This window comes from Pacificibacter marinus, assembly GCF_018860665.1.
Classification (GTDB): Bacteria; Pseudomonadota; Alphaproteobacteria; order Rhodobacterales; family Rhodobacteraceae; genus Celeribacter; species Celeribacter marinus_A.
This window is the reverse complement of record NZ_JAHKPK010000060.1, coordinates 124,892-140,317: the sequence shown is the minus strand read 5'-3', so window position 1 is coordinate 140,317 and position 15,426 is coordinate 124,892. Positions and strand designations below refer to the sequence as shown.

Genomic DNA, 15,426 nt, shown 5'->3' with positions numbered 1-15,426 from the left:
CCTTAGCGGTCGTAGAAAGTCAGTATTTCGCGCGTTTAGAGAACTCTGTGGTGCCACCAGCGGCAAGCGTCGTGGCCTGATCGATCCAGCCGTCGCGTTCGATACGACCTTTGAATTTCAGGTTATCATCGACCCAAGCGATTTCTTCAGGCGTCCATTTGGCCACCTGATCGAAATGCCAGAACCCAAGAGCGTTGAGCGTTTCTTCTAGTTTCGGTCCCACACCTTTGATCATTTTAAGATCGTCAGCACCGGCTTTGCGCGGCGCTTTCATGGTGCGTGGTTTTTTCTGTGCGCTTGCAGGAACATCAGCGGCGGTAGCTGTCGCTTTTTCAGCGGCCTTTGGGGCAGCCGTTTTCGCAACGGCCTTTTTAGCTGCGGTTTTTTTCGCAGGCGCTCTTGTTTCAGCCGCTTGTTGCACCGCAGATTTGGCAGGGGCAGCTGGCTTTGGTGGTTTTGCTCCTGTGCGCTTGCCGCCATTGAGCCAAGGCGTCAACAATGGCACTTCGGTGCCGTCAATACGCTTGAGCGTATCGCCAATGTCAGACGCCAAAGCCACGGAAGCATTGTATTGGTTTTTCTCTGTGTCGCCATCCGCCAAAGATGTGAGGCCAGACAGAGGTTCAGCCGCAAAACGACCGTTTTGTGGACCAGGAAGCGGCACATTGCCTGCGGCCATATCGTCGATCAATTTGCCGAAGTTTTCAGCAGACAGATCCTCGTAATAGTCTTTGCCGATTTGCGCCATTGGTGCATTGGAACAGGCCCCAAGACATTCGACTTCTTCCCAAGAAAACTTGCCATCCGCCGACACAGTATGTGGCGTCGGCGAAATTTTTTCGCGTGCCACGGCCATCAGGTCTTCGGCGCCACAAATCATGCAAGACAAGGTGCCACAGATTTGGATATGCGCCACTTTGCCCACAGGCTGAAGTTGGAACATAAAGTAAAATGTCGCCACCTCAAGCACGCGAATATAAGGCATGCCCAGCATGTCGCCGATATGTTCGATCGCAGGCTTGGTCAGCCAGCTTTCCTGTTCCTGCGCGCGCCACAACAGCGGGATCACTGCAGATTGTTGACGCCCTTCAGGGTATTTGGTGATTTGCGCTTCTGCCCATGCCTGATTGGCTGGGGTGAATGCAAAAGATGCGGGTTGTTCGCTGTGTAGACGGCGTAGCATTAGCGGTCCACCTCCCCAAATACGATATCCATAGTGCCGATGAGCGCCGCAACGTCAGCCAACTGGTGGCCTTTGGCGACGTGATCCATCGATTGAAGATGCAAGAACCCCGGAGCGCGGAGTTTTGCACGGTAAGGTTTGTTGGTCCCGTCAGAGACCATGTAGACGCCGAACTCGCCCTTAGGCGCTTCCACAGCGGCGTAAACTTCGCCCTCGGGCAGTTTGAAGCCTTCTGTGTAGAGCTTAAAGTGGTGGATCAGAGCTTCCATCGAGGTTTTCATATCGCCACGTTTTGGCGGTGTGATTTTACCCCGGGCAAGAATGTCACCTTGGCCCTCAGGGGCACGCAGTTTTTCAATCGCTTGCAGAATGATCTTAGTGGATTCTTCCATTTCCGCCATGCGTACGAGGTAGCGATCATAGCAATCGCCATTCTTGCCCACTGGAATTTTGAAATCGAATTCGTCGTAGAGTTCGTAAGGCTGCGAACGACGCAAATCCCACGCCAAGCCAGAGCCGCGCACCATGACGCCAGAATAGCCCCAATCGAGGATCTCTTGTTCGGAAATAATGCCGATATCCGCATTACGCTGTTTGAAAATCCGGTTTTCGGTCAAAAGCGTGTGAATATCCGCGATCATTTTCGGGAATTCATTGGCCCATGTTTCGATATCGTCAATCAGCTTTGGCGGCAGGTCTTGGTGCACACCACCAGGGCGGAAATAGGCCGCGTGCAAGCGCGCGCCGCAAGCCCGTTCATAGAAAATCATCAGCTTTTCACGCTCTTCAAAGCCCCAAAGCGGCGGTGTGAGCGCGCCCACGTCCATCGCTTGCGTGGTGACGTTCAAGAGGTGGTTCAAGACGCGGCCAATTTCAGAGAACAGCACGCGGATCAAAGACGCACGACGCGGCACCTCAACACCGGCAAGGCGTTCAATCGCAAGGCACCATGCGTGTTCTTGGTTCATCGGCGCCACGTAATCGAGGCGGTCGAGATAGGGCAAGTTTTGCAGATAAGTGCGGCTTTCCATCAGCTTTTCAGTGCCACGATGCAACAGACCGATATGCGGGTCAGCCCGCTCTACGATCTCGCCGTCGAGTTCCAACACCATACGCAAAACGCCGTGCGCCGCGGGGTGTTGAGGCCCAAAGTTGATGTTAAAGTTGCGGATCTTTTGTTCGCCCGTCAGTACGTCGCTCACGTTGCCATCCATCTAGTTGACCCTCGCCATATTGGATTGCCACCGATCAGGCAGCGCACCGAAGGTTTCTTTCACAAAGGCATAGTGCGGCGCGGTAAACTCAGCCGCCCAGCCTCGCATTTCATCGTCCATCTTCAGGCTTTTGCCCTCATGAACTTTCTTATCAGTATTCGCAGGCACATAAGATATGCCAAGGAAATCACATAGGTCGCGAATGCCGTCCTCTGTCAAAAGGCGTTCGAAAAATTCGAAATGCAATTTGTCTTTGGGCACTGCGGTTTTAAGTTTGGCAACAATCGCAGGGTAATCCCCGCGCGATGTCACATGGTCTTGGCCGCCTTCCAGTGTCACAGATTTCAGCACCGCACGGGATTTGGTCACAAAGCCTTCGGGCGTGTCCGTGGTGCGCTTGGCGATCATCCGCACATGGGACCACAACCGATCAACAGGGTCGCGCATCAAGAACACGAATTTAGTATCCTCAGACAGCGACAGCATTTGTTCCAAACGGCCCTGATCGAGCAGCGCATAGGCGGGTGTGATATCGCCCACAAGCATCGCATCGCCTGCGCCCGCATAGATGTATTCAAGATAGGCAGGGATGCCTTCGTCGCGTTTGCGTACAGCTTTGATCAAAGATGAGATGTCATCGATCTGTGTTTGCAAACGCTGAACGCGCAACGCCTCGCCCGCGATTTTCGCCGCGTCACGACGGTCACGTAACAGATCGCGTTGTGCTTTCCACTGGTCGATCTGTGGCTTCATCCGTGGTTTTGATATCGTGTCGAAAAAGTGGGATTCTTTCACGCTTTGCAGCACACAATCGTCACGCCCATGCAAATAGCTGTACAGCCAAGACGTGCCCGCCTTGGTTGCTCCAACACAAAACATGAGGGTCGGCTGCGTCAAACGTTAAGCCTCCTGCTTCTCGTCACCAGGAAGGATATACTTGGCCCCTTCCCAAGGAGAGAGATTGTCGAACTGGCGGTATTCTTGCGTCAAGGACACAGGTTCATAGACGACGCGCTTAAGCTCTTCGTCGTAACGCACTTCTGTGTAGCCTGTTGTCGGGAAATCTTTGCGCAAGGGAAAGCCACGGAACCCGTAATCCGTCAGCAAACGACGCAAATCAGGGTGGCCCGAGAAAATGATTCCGAACATGTCAAAGACTTCACGCTCGAACCAGTTGGCCGAGGGGTGAATGTCAACGATAGAGGCGATCATTTCATCTTCGCGCACAGCCGTTTTGATACGGATGCGGTGATTTTGGTACATCGACAAGAAATGATAGACCACATCAAAACGCTCAGGGCGCGTCGGGTAATCGATCGCGGTGATATCCACCAAGCTTGAAAACTTGCAGGTCGCATCGGTTTTCAAAAACTCGACGAAATCCACGATGCCAGCGGGGGTGACAGTGACCGTCAATTCGCCAAAAGTGATCTCATGTGAGACGACATCATCAGGGCGCTTGAGCTCAAGGTGAGCTGCCAGAATTTCAAGAGCTTCGCTCATAGGTCCGTCTCCTTAGCGGGCAATCGTGCCAGTGCGGCGCATTTTGCGTTGCAATTGCATGATGCCGTATAGCAAGGCTTCTGCTGTTGGGGGGCACCCGGGCACATAGATATCGACAGGAACGATCCGGTCACATCCACGCACGACAGAGTAAGAATAGTGGTAATACCCACCGCCGTTGGCGCAAGACCCCATCGAGATCACGTAACGTGGCTCTGGCATTTGGTCATAGACTTTGCGCAAGGCAGGCGCCATTTTATTGGTCAGCGTACCCGCCACGATCATCAAGTCCGACTGACGTGGGGAGGCACGCGGCGCTGTGCCAAACCGTTCAAGGTCATAGCGCGGCATAGAGGTGTGCATCATTTCAACCGCGCAGCACGCCAGACCAAAGGTCATCCAGTGCAGTGACCCTGTGCGCGCCCAGTTGATGATGTCTTCTGTCGACGTGAGCAAAAAGCCCTTGTCTTGCAATTCTGAGTTCAAAGCCTGTGTCGCGACTTCTTTGTCTGCGCCAGCTGTGTTGGCTGAAGTGATCACGCCCATTCCAAGGCTCCTTTTTTCCACTCGTAGGCAAAGCCCACGGTGAGTACGCCCAAGAACACCATCATAGACCAGAACCCGACGATCCCCACATCCTTGAACGCGACAGCCCAAGGGAAGAGGAAAGCGATTTCCAGATCGAAGATGATAAAGAGGATCGACACCAAATAGAACCGAACGTCGAATTTCATCCGCGCGTCGTCGAAGGCGTTAAAGCCACATTCATACGCTGAGAGTTTCTCAGGATCAGGATTGCGAACGGCAATGATCAATGCTGCGAAGATGAAGACAAGACCAAGCGCGATGGCGAGGCCGAGGAAAATGATGACTGGGAGAAAATCCCGAAGCAGGTCTTCCACGTGCGGCTCCTTGATGATGGGCCCGCGAAAAGCGGGCGCGCGTGTGCTAAAGCTACTTGGTGGTTTAGCCCTCTGTGACAGTATGGTCAACAAGCGCAGGCGCATCAAAAGCCTTTGTTTCAAGGGAAGTACAAAGTTTTTTTCTGCAGGTGCACGCGGATGATTAACCCTTAATCAACAACTCTGATTCGAAACTATTACCTGATTTTTTTAGTCTGATTTGACATACTTGAAGCCCTACATTACCTGACTTTTTCGGTCTGATTTAGCCGATCCCGACCAGTTGAAGTCATTTGAATAGCCCTGCAAACCCCTAGGCGCTTGAACACACTTCCTCTTTCACAATCCGCGCCAAGAGCGCACAGTCTTCAACCGAAAACGTCAACGGCAGGCGCATGTCTATGATGGCGCCCAAAACGCGATCACTGTCGGGCAAAGGCTGCGGATCGGCATAGCGCCAACTGTCATAGCGCGACGTAAACGCGACAGGCTCAGGCGCGCCGAACCATTTCAACTCGACACCGCGTTTCAAACAGCGCGCAACAAAACCTTCGATCGCTGCATCGCCCCAATCCAGCAAAAGAAACTGAAACGATGAACCAACAAAGCCCTCGGCCTGCGGGCGGTAGATCACGGTTAGCCCGTCAATGTCACGCAAGCCCGCTTCAAACGTCCGATAGCGCGCGTTCCACTGTTCGACTTGTTCAGGCAAGTTTTTCAACTGCACCCGCAAGATCGCAGCCCGCAAATGGTCCATACGGCCAGACACATTGGGCGTATCATATTTGATGTTTTCGAACATTTCAGCGGGCGGTCCGGCGATATGTTTGCCATATAGCATGTAAGATCCCGACAGCATGATCGCTTTTGCGGCAATTTCGGCATCATCGGTGATGATCAAACCGCCCTCGCCCGAATTGATGTGCTTATAGGTCTGGGTTGAATAGCACCCAATCGCGCCATGACGTCCAGAATGCACCCCATCCCATGTGGCGCCCATAGTATGCGCACAGTCTTCGATCACGATCACGCCCGCGCCGTTACAGATATACATGAGCGCATCCATATCGACGATATGCCCACGCATATGCGACAGCATCAGCACCTTTGCGCCACTTTCGGCGATCTTCACTTGCAAATCATCAAGGTCGATCACCAAACCATCGGTGACCCCCACAAAAACAGGACGAGCGCCGACAGATGCAATCGCGCCAGGCACAGGGGCCAGCGTAAAGGCATTGGTCAAAACCGCATCGCCCGCCACAACCCCGACAGCCCGCAACGCGCAGCCCAAAGCATAACCGCCAGACGCCACAGCCAGACAGTATTTTGCCCCTGTAAAGGCGGCAAATTCTTGTTCCAGCAGGGCCACTTCGCCCGCCTCATCGGGCAAGGTGTTATACCGATGCAGCCGACCAGAACGCATCACCGCCACGGCCGCCTCAATCGCCTCTTCAGGGATCGGCTCTTGTTGGGTGAAGTTGCCTTTGAATATTTCAGTCATCCGATCAGCTCCTTTGTCACCTGCATCAAGTCAGTGTAAGAGTGCAGCAAGGCTTCGGGCTTTAAGGCGCTCACCGCCTGCCCGTCTGGACCAAATGTCACCAAAGCACAGGGCACATCTGCAGCCTCAGCCGTTTTACGATCCGTGATTGTGTCGCCAACCAGATAGCTCATCTTCACATCTCCGCCGGCCTGCTCAACGGCTGCGATATACGGCGCGGGATCAGGCTTGCGCACCGGCAGCGTGTCAGCCCCGATCATAGACCCAAACAAATCGCGCACGCCGAGCTTTTTCAGCAAGGTTTCGGCCAAGCCAGATGGTTTGTTGGTGCAAACACCGACCGCATAGCCAGCCGTTTTCAGCGCCTCAACGCCTTCAACAGCGCCATCATATAGTTTTGTGTGCACATTTATTGCGTCACCATAGGCTTGCAGTAACACAGGATATTGCGCGTCAACATCGGTTTGATCGTAGTCTGGCTTGATCCGAGCAAAGCCCAAATTGAGCATCGCCCGCCCCCCCCGAAGCGCCGTGCCCGCATCCGAAACAGGGTCCAAGACATCCCCGTAGCCCAATGAATTAAAACAATAATTGGCAGATGCGATCAGGTCGCCTGAGGTGTCTGCCAATGTACCATCCAGATCAAATATAACGCAGCGCATAGCAAATCCTTTGTCCGTATTCATTTGGGTCCAGTCAGCGACAATCGGCGAAGGGATGCCGATACATGTAACCTGTGGTTAAAATATGTGAAGCCCCGCCTCTTGCGGTGCTGTGTGACATGGGTAAAACGGCATGCAGATAAAGAAAAGAGCAGATTGGGACGAACACATGGCCACAGCCCTCATTCTTCTTGCCGCGGGGCAAGGGTCTCGGATGAATTCAGAGTTGCCTAAGGTGCTGCATCAGATCGGCAATGCGCCTCTATTTGCTCATGCTCTGCACGCAGGCGGTGCACTTGACCCTACGCGTACTGTGATTGTTGTCGGTCACGGCGCAGATGCTGTCGCCTCACAAGCGCTCAGCCTCGATGAAGATATTATAATCGCACATCAAGACGAACAACTTGGCACCGCCCATGCCGTGCTACAAGCCAAAGAGGCTTTGGCTGATTTCGAAGGCGATGCCTATGTCCTTTACGGCGACACGCCATTTATTTCAGCCGAAACCTTAGAAAAAATGCAAACGGCACGGACCCAACATGATGTTGTGGTCTTGGGGTTCGAGGCCGCACACCCTGGACGCTACGGGCGTCTGGTTATGGACGGCGATACATTGTTGCATATCGTTGAGTTCAAAGATGCGACCGAGGAAGAGCGCTCCATCACACTGTGTAATTCTGGCGTGCTCTGCGCTGACGCCAAGGTCTTGTTTGACCTGTTATCCGAAGTCGGCAATGACAATGCCGCTGGCGAATATTACCTGCCGGATGTGATTAAAATTGCGCGAAGCAAAGGCCTGAGCGCAACCACGGTGTCATGTAACGAGGCAGAGACCTTGGGCGTGAACACCCGCACAGAACTGGCCTTTGCTGAATCCTTGTTCCAGCGCGCCAAGCGCACTGAGATGCTTGAGAACGGCGTCACGCTTGTGGCACCTGAAACCGTGTTTTTCTCGCTCGACACATACATAGGCCGTGACGCGATCATTGATCCGAATGTGGTATTTGGCCCGAATGTAACGATTGAAAGCGGCGCACGGATCAAATCCTTTAGCCATCTTGAGGGCTGCCATGTCTCAACAGGCGCTGATGCTGGCCCCTTCGCGCGTCTGCGCCCCGGTGCAGAGCTTGGCAATGACGCCCATGTTGGCAATTTCGTTGAAATCAAGAACGCACAGATTGGCGAGGGCACCAAAGTGGGCCACCTCGCTTATATTGGCGATGCGGATATCGGCGACGGCGCAAACATCGGCGCAGGCACCATCACCTGTAACTATGACGGCGTGTTTAAACATCGCACAACCGTGGGCCGTGACGCCTTTATCGGGTCCAACACCATGCTGGTCGCGCCTGTGAATGTGGGCATCGAGGCCATGACGGGCAGTGGATCTGTGATCACCAAAGATGTGCCCAATGGCGCTTTGGCGATTGCGCGCGCAAAGCAAGACAACAAACCGATGTTGGCGGTTAAGCTGTTCCAAAAGCTGCGTGCCCTCAAAGCAAAAAAAACCGAGGAAGGTTAATAACATGTGTGGTATTGTAGGGGTTCTGGGCAGGCATGAAGTCGCGCCCATTTTGGTTGAAGCACTCAAACGTCTTGAATATCGTGGCTATGACAGCGCAGGGATCGCCACCGTGAACAACGGCGTTTTGGATCGCCGCCGCGCGGTCGGGAAACTTGTCAATCTGTCAGATGAATTGGTCCACAATCCGCTGGCTGGAAAATCCGGTATTGGTCACACCCGTTGGGCCACACATGGCGCGCCAAGTGTGACCAATGCCCATCCGCATAAAGCTGGCCCTGTGGCAGTTGTACACAACGGCATCGTCGAAAACTTTCGCGAGCTGCGCGAAATGCTGGCCACCAAAGGCTATAAATTCGTCACAGAAACCGACACCGAAACCGTGGCGCTTTTGGCGCAAAGCTTTATCGATGCGGGTAAAACACCGATCGAGGCTGCCAATGCCACGATTGATGCGCTCACCGGTGCCTTTGCTTTATGTTTCTTGTTTGACGGCGAAGACGATCTGTTGATCGCCGCGCGCAAGGGGTCTCCGCTGGCTATTGGTCACGGGGATGGTGAAATGTTTGTCGGCTCAGACGCCATCGCGCTCGCCCCGATGACCGACCAAGTGACCTATTTGGAAGAAGGCGACCGCGCGATCATCACCCGCAGCAGCCTTGATATTTTTGCCCAAGACGGCAGCCAAGTGCAACGTACCCGCCGCGAGATTAAGATCGACGCGACACGGATCGAAAAAGCTGGGCACAAACATTTCATGTCCAAAGAGATCGCCGAACAACCGACAGTGATTTCCGAGGCGGTGAACTACTACATGTCCGCTGATGGGGCCTCTGTCGTGTTGCCAGAACCGGACATCGACTTCACTCAATTCGACCGGATTGTTATGGTCGCTTGCGGCACGGCGTTTTACGCCTGTTTCACGGCCAAATATTGGTTCGAACAGATCGCGAAAGTCCCTGTTGAGGTCGATATCGCATCCGAATTCCGCTATCGCGAAGCGCCGATCAGTCCGCGCACTTTGGCGATCTATGTCAGCCAATCTGGCGAAACTGCAGATACTTTAGCCGCTTTGCGCTATACAGCAGGCAAGGCCGCAAGCATCGTCACCGTCACCAATTCGTCTGAAAGTTCCATGGCACGCGAAAGCGATATGTCTTTGCCGATTTTGGCGGGCGTCGAAGTGGGTGTGGCCTCGACCAAGGCGTTTTCATGCCAACTGACCGTGTTGCATATGCTCGCGTTGAAAGCAGCGCAGGATCGCGGTGTTTTGAACGGTGAAGAGATCACGACACATCTGTCAGCTCTGCGCAGTCTTCCCGGTCTTTTGAATCTCGCTCTGGATCAATCCAACGCGATTGCCGATGTATCTGCGCTATTGGCCGAGGCCAGCGACGTGTTGTTCTTGGGGCGCGGCGCGATGTATCCGCTTGCCTTAGAGGGCGCTTTGAAACTCAAAGAAATCAGCTATATCCACGCTGAAGGCTATGCCTCAGGCGAATTGAAACACGGACCGATCGCGCTTGTGGATCAACACACGCCGATTATCGTTTTGGCCCCGCGGGACAAGCTGTTTGAAAAGACCATATCCAACATGCAAGAGGTCATGGCGCGCGGCGGCAAGGTGCTGTTGATCTCGGACGAACAGGGCCTGCGCGAGGCTGGTGACGGCGTTTGGCAGAGCATTCAAATGCCCACCGTGCCCGATTCTTTGGCCCCGATCCTCTATGCTGTCCCTGCCCAATTGTTGGCCTATCACACGGCTGTTGCCAAAGGCACAGATGTGGATCAGCCGCGCAATCTGGCGAAATCTGTGACTGTTGAATAGGATAACACGCGCATGACTTGGCCTGCCCCAGTATCGCTAAAAGGCGCGCATGTTCATCTGGCCCCGCTTGAGGTCATCCACTGCGATGATCTGTCTGGGGCAGTGGGTGATCTGCATCAGCTTTGGTACACAACCGTGCCATCGCCTGAGGGTATGCACGCAGAGATCGAGCGGCGTTTGTCATTGCAAAGCAACGGCCAAATGACAGCTTTTGCGATTTGCACCCCTGACGGGCGCGCTGTGGGCATGACCACCTATATGAATGTCGACCCGATCAACAAACGTGTTGAAATCGGATCAACTTGGATTTCAAAAGACGTGCAACGGTCCCAATTGAACACTGAGGCCAAGCTTTTGTTGCTCACACACGCTTTTGAGGTTTTGGACTGCATAGCGGTCGAGTTGCGCACTCACCGGCTAAACACGCAAAGCAGACGTGCGATTGAACGCTTGGGCGCGCAACTTGATGGTATATTGCGATCACATATGGTGGTGGCAAATGGTACGATCCGTGATACAGCCGTGTATTCGATCACGGCAGCTGAATGGCCCGCGATCAAAGCGGGACTGTTAGGAAAGATAAGCACATGACCCCTGAAAACGCGCTGACCGCGCTCCACGCTGAGGCTGATGAAGCCCGCGTCACGAAACTCAAAGCTCATTTTGGCGCTTCAGGGGATTACATCGGTATCGCACCTGGTCGTCTGGAAGAGATGGCCCGCGCTTGGCGCAAAGAAGTGGCTTTCCCAGAACGTCTTGAATTGGCTGCAACTTTATGGACATCTGGCATCCATGATGCGCGGCTTATGGCGGCAAAATTGCTGACCCAAGCGCGCATTTCTGACGATCAAGAAGTCTGGGCACATTTGACCGATTGGCTGGCGCAGGCCGGCAATTGGGCCGAAGTCGATGCGCTATGTGCGGCCTGCCAGCGCCGTTTGGCTGCCGATACGTCACGCATGAACAAGGTCTACAAATTGATGCGCCACGAGTCGTCGCTGCAACGGCGTGCGGCCTTGGGAATCACTGAATTCTTAGCCAAATCATCGCATCCGTCCGAACGTGAACAAATCGCGCTGGACCGCATTTGCGACTGGTTGCCCGAAGCCTTGGCCGATGAAAGCAAAGATGTGCACCGCACTGCGCAATCATGGCTGCGGTCTTTGTCCAAACACGACTACAAGCGTGCCCGCGCGATTCACCGCGGGGACAACGCGACTGAGGACAGCTCAGATGATGCGGATGATGACGAAGAGACGTTTGAGGGCTAAGGCGTTTTCGCTTTAAGCCTTTCTGAGCATTACATCTATGATCAGGAGCGCCGTTTGAGGGAAATCCCCTTGGCGCTCCAGATCACGCCACCGACAAGCACCCCCCAAAATGCACCGCTGACGCCGAACAACGCCATGCCACTGGCCGCGATCAAAAAGGTCAACGCGGGCGCTTCCATTTGGTCCTTGTTGCTAAATGCCCCCGACAGCGATCCAACCAAAGCTGGGATCAGCGCCAAACCTGCCACCCCCGTGATCAGTTCTGCCGGCGCAAGGCTCGCGATTCCCGCGACTGCGGTGGTCGCAAAGGCCAGCACCACATAGACCAGCCCAGAAACAATCGCCGCCCAATAGCGTTTGGCTGGATCTCGTCCCGCGTCCTCCCCTGCCATCATCGCCGCTGTGATTGCGGACATGTTCACGGGGATCGCCCCAAAGGGCGCGATCAGCAGACTGGCGAAACCAGTGCCACGAATAAGGGCCGCGCGGTTTACGGAATAGGCGTTAAGCTCCATCACCGCGAAGCCCGGAATGTTTTGCCCCGCCATAGTCACCAGATACATCGGCAAAGCGACGGATATTATCGCATGCAAACTAAACACTGGGGTGAGTGCGCTAAATTCGGGCAGCAAGGCCGCAGGCGCGGGCGCAGCGCCGCCATGTAGATCGACGCCAAAAATAAGCACCGCAACAAAGGCAATCACGGCAAAAGGCATCGCCGCCAATTTGTTCCACATCACCCCGATCAACCAAGCCACCAAAACAGGCAGCATCATCAGCGGTATCTCTCCAAAACCAATGGCAGGGGCAAAGCACAGTTTCAACAACACCCCCGCCAGCAAGGCATTGGCGATGGGTTTGGGGATCGCGGCCACTGCACGCGCCAAAGCGGGCAAGACGCCCGTGATCAAAATAAGCACAGCACAGATGATCAGCGCGCCGGATGCTTCAGCAAAACCACCGGGCAAGACAACGGATGACGCCAAAAAGGCCGCCCCCGGCGTAGACCAAGCGATGGCGGCAGGTGTGCGGGTCAAAAAGGGAATCACAATGCTGCAAATGCCCATGCCAAGCGTGGCAAAAAACAGCCCCGTGGTCGCCTGATCAGGACTGGCCCCCATCGCGCGCATGCCTGTCAAAACGATGGTAAAAGACGCAGCATAGCCCACAAAAGCGGCCAAAAGCCCCATCAATGCAGCCGAAAGGGTAAAATCACGGAACATAACGTCTCGCCGAGAATAAGTGTTACAACATAAGGCCTAATGTTTGCCCCTGTCCCGCAAATGCGTGACGTTTTGCGGATATAAACACCGACACAATATAGGGGCAACCAAAGCGCCATGGAAAATACGTTGACCTGCGCCAGCACAATTGCGTCAACATCGCAGGTCCCTCTTGGCCTTTGCGAATATCCTGCGTAGGGTCTTTGCCATGAACACACAGACCCATTTGACACAGCCCGCCCCACGCTTAATTGACCCTTTCGCAAGAGAGATCAATTATTTACGTGTTTCCGTGACTGATCGTTGCGATTTTCGCTGTGTGTATTGCATGTCCGAGAACATGACATTCTTACCGAAAAAAGAACTTTTGACCCTCGAAGAACTGGACCGCATGTGTTCAACATTTATTGGGCTTGGCGTCAATAAATTGCGGATCACGGGCGGTGAACCGCTGGTGCGTCGTGGAATTATGAATTTTTTCAATGGCATGACACGGCATTTGGACAGTGGCGCGCTGCAAGAGCTGACGCTGACGACAAACGGGTCGCAATTGGAACGTTTCGCAGATGATTTATTTGCCGCAGGCGTGCGTCGGATCAATGTGTCGCTGGACACATTGGACGCCGATAAATTCGCCCGCGTCACCCGCTGGGGCAAGCTGGATCAAGTGTTGCGCGGCATCGAAGCGGCGCGCAAAGCGGGACTGCGGATCAAGATCAACACCGTGGCTTTGAAGGGCTTCAATGAGGACGAAGTGTTCGATCTGGCCGCATGGTGTGCCCGCGAAGATATGGATCTGACCTTTATCGAAGTTATGCCCATGGGCGATTTAGGCGGTGAAGATCGCGTCGGGCAATATTGGTCGCTGGAAGATTTGCGCGGCCATTTGGCAACGCGGTACAGCTTGACCGAACTGACGGAACGCACCGGTGGCCCTGCCCGCTATGTGCGGTTAGAGGAAACCAATCAAAAGATCGGTTTCATCACGCCACTGACGCATAATTTTTGCGAAAGCTGCAACCGCGTGCGGCTGACCTGTACAGGCGAGCTGTACATGTGTTTGGGCCAAGAGGACAACGCATCCTTGCGGGACATCATGCGTGGAAGCCCTGATGATGACACACCGCTGATCCGCGCGATTGAAGAGGCTATTTCCCGTAAGCCAAAAGGGCATGACTTTGATTACTCGCGCCAACAAGAAGACGGCAAGATGACCCGCCATATGTCGCATACTGGCGGGTAACAGACGACGCGTGACAGGATAGACTTTTTCGCCACAGATCCTATAATGCGATACACGAGGACGACCTCCCCATTTGGGCCCCAATTCGGGTAATTTTCTGGGACGACCCAGCTCTGAAATGAGGGACATCATGCGCAACACTCGTGATCGTATTCGCCACGCACTCAGCTTTGAAATCATCGGCCTGCTTTTGGTGGTGCCGCTCGGTGCAGTCGGGTTTGGAATGCATATGCAAGACATTGGTGTTGTGGCGATTGTTGCATCCACACTCGCCACGCTTTGGAACTACATTTATAACATTGGGTTTGATCGCGCATTAAAACGAAAGCGTGGCACTGTGCATAAAACGATGCCCCTGCGCGTGTTACATGCTGTGTTGTTCGAAGCTGGGCTTTTGCTGTTCACATTGCCTTTGATCGCTTTGTATCTGGGCATAGGGCTATGGCAGGCCTTTGTCATGGATTTGGCCTTTGTTGTGTTTTATCTGATCTATGCCTTTGTGTTTAACTATAGCTATGACAAGATTTTCCCCCTGCCCGACAACGTTTGATGTCAGGGGCCAAACAAAAAGTCGTTCTTTCGCGGGCTTCATGCCAGAGGCAGCACCAAAGACCACCTTGGGTAGATGACAACTTAAGCCTTGCCAAACGTTAACTGTGTTCTTATTTTGTTCTTGTGGATAATTTAGGAACACAGCCATGGCACGATCAAATGAAACAGCTTCAAAAACGCATTACATTTGTCAAACATATCTCGGCGCAACGGCGGGCAGCACGCAGGGCGGGCTGAAAGTCGACAAGCTGATCGAATATTCGACCGCTTCGGCCGCCGAAGAGCGTGCAGAACGCGAATGCAGATTGCAAAACTGCATCGGCGCAGATGCTTATATGCTGATCGAAGACACGGATTCAGGCGAGGTCAGCCTGCCCGTGTTCTTGGCGCGTCATGGCATGGTGCCTGAGGTGGATGCCTTTTAAGGGCGATGCCGTAAACCCAGCGTGATCTTTAGTTTAAGAACACAACAGCAAAAAGTGCCAAGGCCGCTGGCAGGCCTTGCGTAAACAAAATCTTTTTAGACACCGTACGCGCGCCATAAGCGGCGGCCACGCAGATGCAGAGCAAGAAAAACACAAGAACATCTGTCTTGCCTGCAAACACGCCCCAAAACAGTCCAGCGGATAAAAAACCGTTGTACAGACCTTGATTGGCGGCCAGCGCTTTGGTCGCCTTGGCAAAATCTTCAGTGGTGCCAAAGATTTTACGAGTGCGTTTATCTTCCCATGCGAACATCTCAAGATATAGAATATAGGCGTGCAAAAAAGCGACTGCGATGCTCAATAGAATGGCGATAACGGACATGAGGCCCCCTTC

General features: G+C 53.8%; 17 protein-coding genes. 7 read left to right on the top strand and 10 right to left on the bottom strand.

What is annotated here, in order from left to right:
• Positions 1 to 19: 19 nt before the first annotated feature.
• The 8 genes from KO497_RS16625 to KO497_RS16590 form a co-directional block, all read right to left on the bottom strand.
• Positions 20 to 1,183, bottom strand: a complete 1,164-nt coding sequence (locus tag KO497_RS16625; RefSeq protein WP_215945077.1) for an NADH-quinone oxidoreductase subunit E — start codon at positions 1,181 to 1,183, stop codon at positions 20 to 22.
• The gene (locus tag KO497_RS16620; RefSeq protein WP_215945076.1) at positions 1,183 to 2,397 is read right to left on the bottom strand and encodes an NADH-quinone oxidoreductase subunit D; all 1,215 of its coding nucleotides are present in this window, start codon (positions 2,395 to 2,397) and stop codon (positions 1,183 to 1,185) included. The genes KO497_RS16625 and KO497_RS16620 overlap by 1 nt, the downstream gene beginning before the upstream one ends.
• Positions 2,398 to 3,294, bottom strand: coding sequence for a sulfotransferase (locus KO497_RS16615; protein ID WP_215945075.1), 897 nt, complete (start codon positions 3,292 to 3,294; stop codon positions 2,398 to 2,400).
• 3 nt (positions 3,295 to 3,297) lie between these two features.
• Positions 3,298 to 3,900: an NADH-quinone oxidoreductase subunit C gene (locus KO497_RS16610; protein ID WP_215945074.1), complete on the bottom strand. Its 603-nt coding sequence runs from the start codon at positions 3,898 to 3,900 to the stop codon at positions 3,298 to 3,300.
• A gap of 12 nt (positions 3,901 to 3,912) precedes the next feature.
• Positions 3,913 to 4,446: a NuoB/complex I 20 kDa subunit family protein gene (locus KO497_RS16605; protein ID WP_085849297.1), complete on the bottom strand. Its 534-nt coding sequence runs from the start codon at positions 4,444 to 4,446 to the stop codon at positions 3,913 to 3,915.
• On the bottom strand, positions 4,437 to 4,802 hold the full coding sequence (locus KO497_RS16600; protein ID WP_215945073.1) for an NADH-quinone oxidoreductase subunit A: 366 nt from the start codon (positions 4,800 to 4,802) through the stop codon (positions 4,437 to 4,439). Before KO497_RS16600 ends, KO497_RS16605 begins: the two co-directional genes overlap by 10 nt.
• 313 nt (positions 4,803 to 5,115) lie before the next feature.
• Positions 5,116 to 6,306 (bottom strand): DegT/DnrJ/EryC1/StrS family aminotransferase, encoded by a 1,191-nt coding sequence (locus KO497_RS16595; protein ID WP_215945072.1) that lies wholly within the window; start codon positions 6,304 to 6,306, stop codon positions 5,116 to 5,118.
• Positions 6,303 to 6,968: an HAD-IA family hydrolase gene (locus KO497_RS16590; RefSeq protein WP_215945071.1), complete on the bottom strand. Its 666-nt coding sequence runs from the start codon at positions 6,966 to 6,968 to the stop codon at positions 6,303 to 6,305. The genes KO497_RS16595 and KO497_RS16590 overlap by 4 nt, the downstream gene beginning before the upstream one ends.
• A gap of 169 nt (positions 6,969 to 7,137) precedes the next feature.
• Between KO497_RS16590 and glmU the strand changes: the two genes are divergently transcribed.
• Genes glmU through KO497_RS16570 form a run of 4 tightly spaced genes read left to right on the top strand, consistent with a single transcriptional unit; the run spans position 7,138 to position 11,589 of the window.
• Positions 7,138 to 8,490 carry a bifunctional UDP-N-acetylglucosamine diphosphorylase/glucosamine-1-phosphate N-acetyltransferase GlmU gene (glmU, locus tag KO497_RS16585; protein ID WP_215945070.1) on the top strand — a complete coding sequence of 451 codons (1,353 nt, stop codon included), beginning with the start codon at positions 7,138 to 7,140 and terminating at the stop codon, positions 8,488 to 8,490.
• Positions 8,491 to 8,494: 4 nt separating this feature from the next.
• Positions 8,495 to 10,318: a glutamine--fructose-6-phosphate transaminase (isomerizing) gene (gene glmS / locus KO497_RS16580; RefSeq protein WP_215945069.1), complete on the top strand. Its 1,824-nt coding sequence runs from the start codon at positions 8,495 to 8,497 to the stop codon at positions 10,316 to 10,318.
• 12 nt (positions 10,319 to 10,330) lie between these two features.
• Positions 10,331 to 10,909: a GNAT family N-acetyltransferase gene (locus KO497_RS16575; RefSeq protein WP_215945068.1), complete on the top strand. Its 579-nt coding sequence runs from the start codon at positions 10,331 to 10,333 to the stop codon at positions 10,907 to 10,909.
• Positions 10,906 to 11,589 carry a DNA alkylation repair protein gene (locus KO497_RS16570; protein ID WP_215945067.1) on the top strand — a complete coding sequence of 228 codons (684 nt, stop codon included), beginning with the start codon at positions 10,906 to 10,908 and terminating at the stop codon, positions 11,587 to 11,589. The genes KO497_RS16575 and KO497_RS16570 overlap by 4 nt, the downstream gene beginning before the upstream one ends.
• A 41-nt stretch (positions 11,590 to 11,630) precedes the next feature.
• Here the strand turns inward: KO497_RS16570 and KO497_RS16565 are convergent, their stop codons facing one another.
• Entirely contained in the window at positions 11,631 to 12,812 is a 1,182-nt protein-coding gene (locus tag KO497_RS16565; RefSeq protein WP_215945066.1) for a benzoate/H(+) symporter BenE family transporter, read from the bottom strand.
• A gap of 208 nt (positions 12,813 to 13,020) precedes the next feature.
• Between KO497_RS16565 and moaA the strand changes: the two genes are divergently transcribed.
• The 3 genes from moaA to KO497_RS16550 all read left to right on the top strand — a co-directional run bounded on the left by moaA (position 13,021) and on the right by KO497_RS16550 (position 15,032).
• Positions 13,021 to 14,055 carry a GTP 3',8-cyclase MoaA gene (gene moaA / locus KO497_RS16560; protein WP_215945065.1) on the top strand — a complete coding sequence of 345 codons (1,035 nt, stop codon included), beginning with the start codon at positions 13,021 to 13,023 and terminating at the stop codon, positions 14,053 to 14,055.
• Between the two features lie 130 nt (positions 14,056 to 14,185).
• Complete coding sequence (locus KO497_RS16555; RefSeq protein WP_215945064.1) at positions 14,186 to 14,605, top strand: PACE efflux transporter; 420 nt, start codon at positions 14,186 to 14,188, stop codon at positions 14,603 to 14,605.
• Positions 14,606 to 14,753: 148 nt separating this feature from the next.
• A complete protein-coding gene (locus KO497_RS16550; protein ID WP_215945063.1) occupies positions 14,754 to 15,032 on the top strand; it encodes a hypothetical protein in 279 nt (92 codons plus the stop codon).
• A gap of 28 nt (positions 15,033 to 15,060) precedes the next feature.
• On the opposite strand, the gene KO497_RS16545 is transcribed toward KO497_RS16550, so the two are convergent.
• Complete coding sequence (locus KO497_RS16545) at positions 15,061 to 15,414, bottom strand: DUF1304 domain-containing protein (RefSeq protein ID WP_215945062.1); 354 nt, start codon at positions 15,412 to 15,414, stop codon at positions 15,061 to 15,063.
• Positions 15,415 to 15,426: the final 12 nt, after the last annotated feature.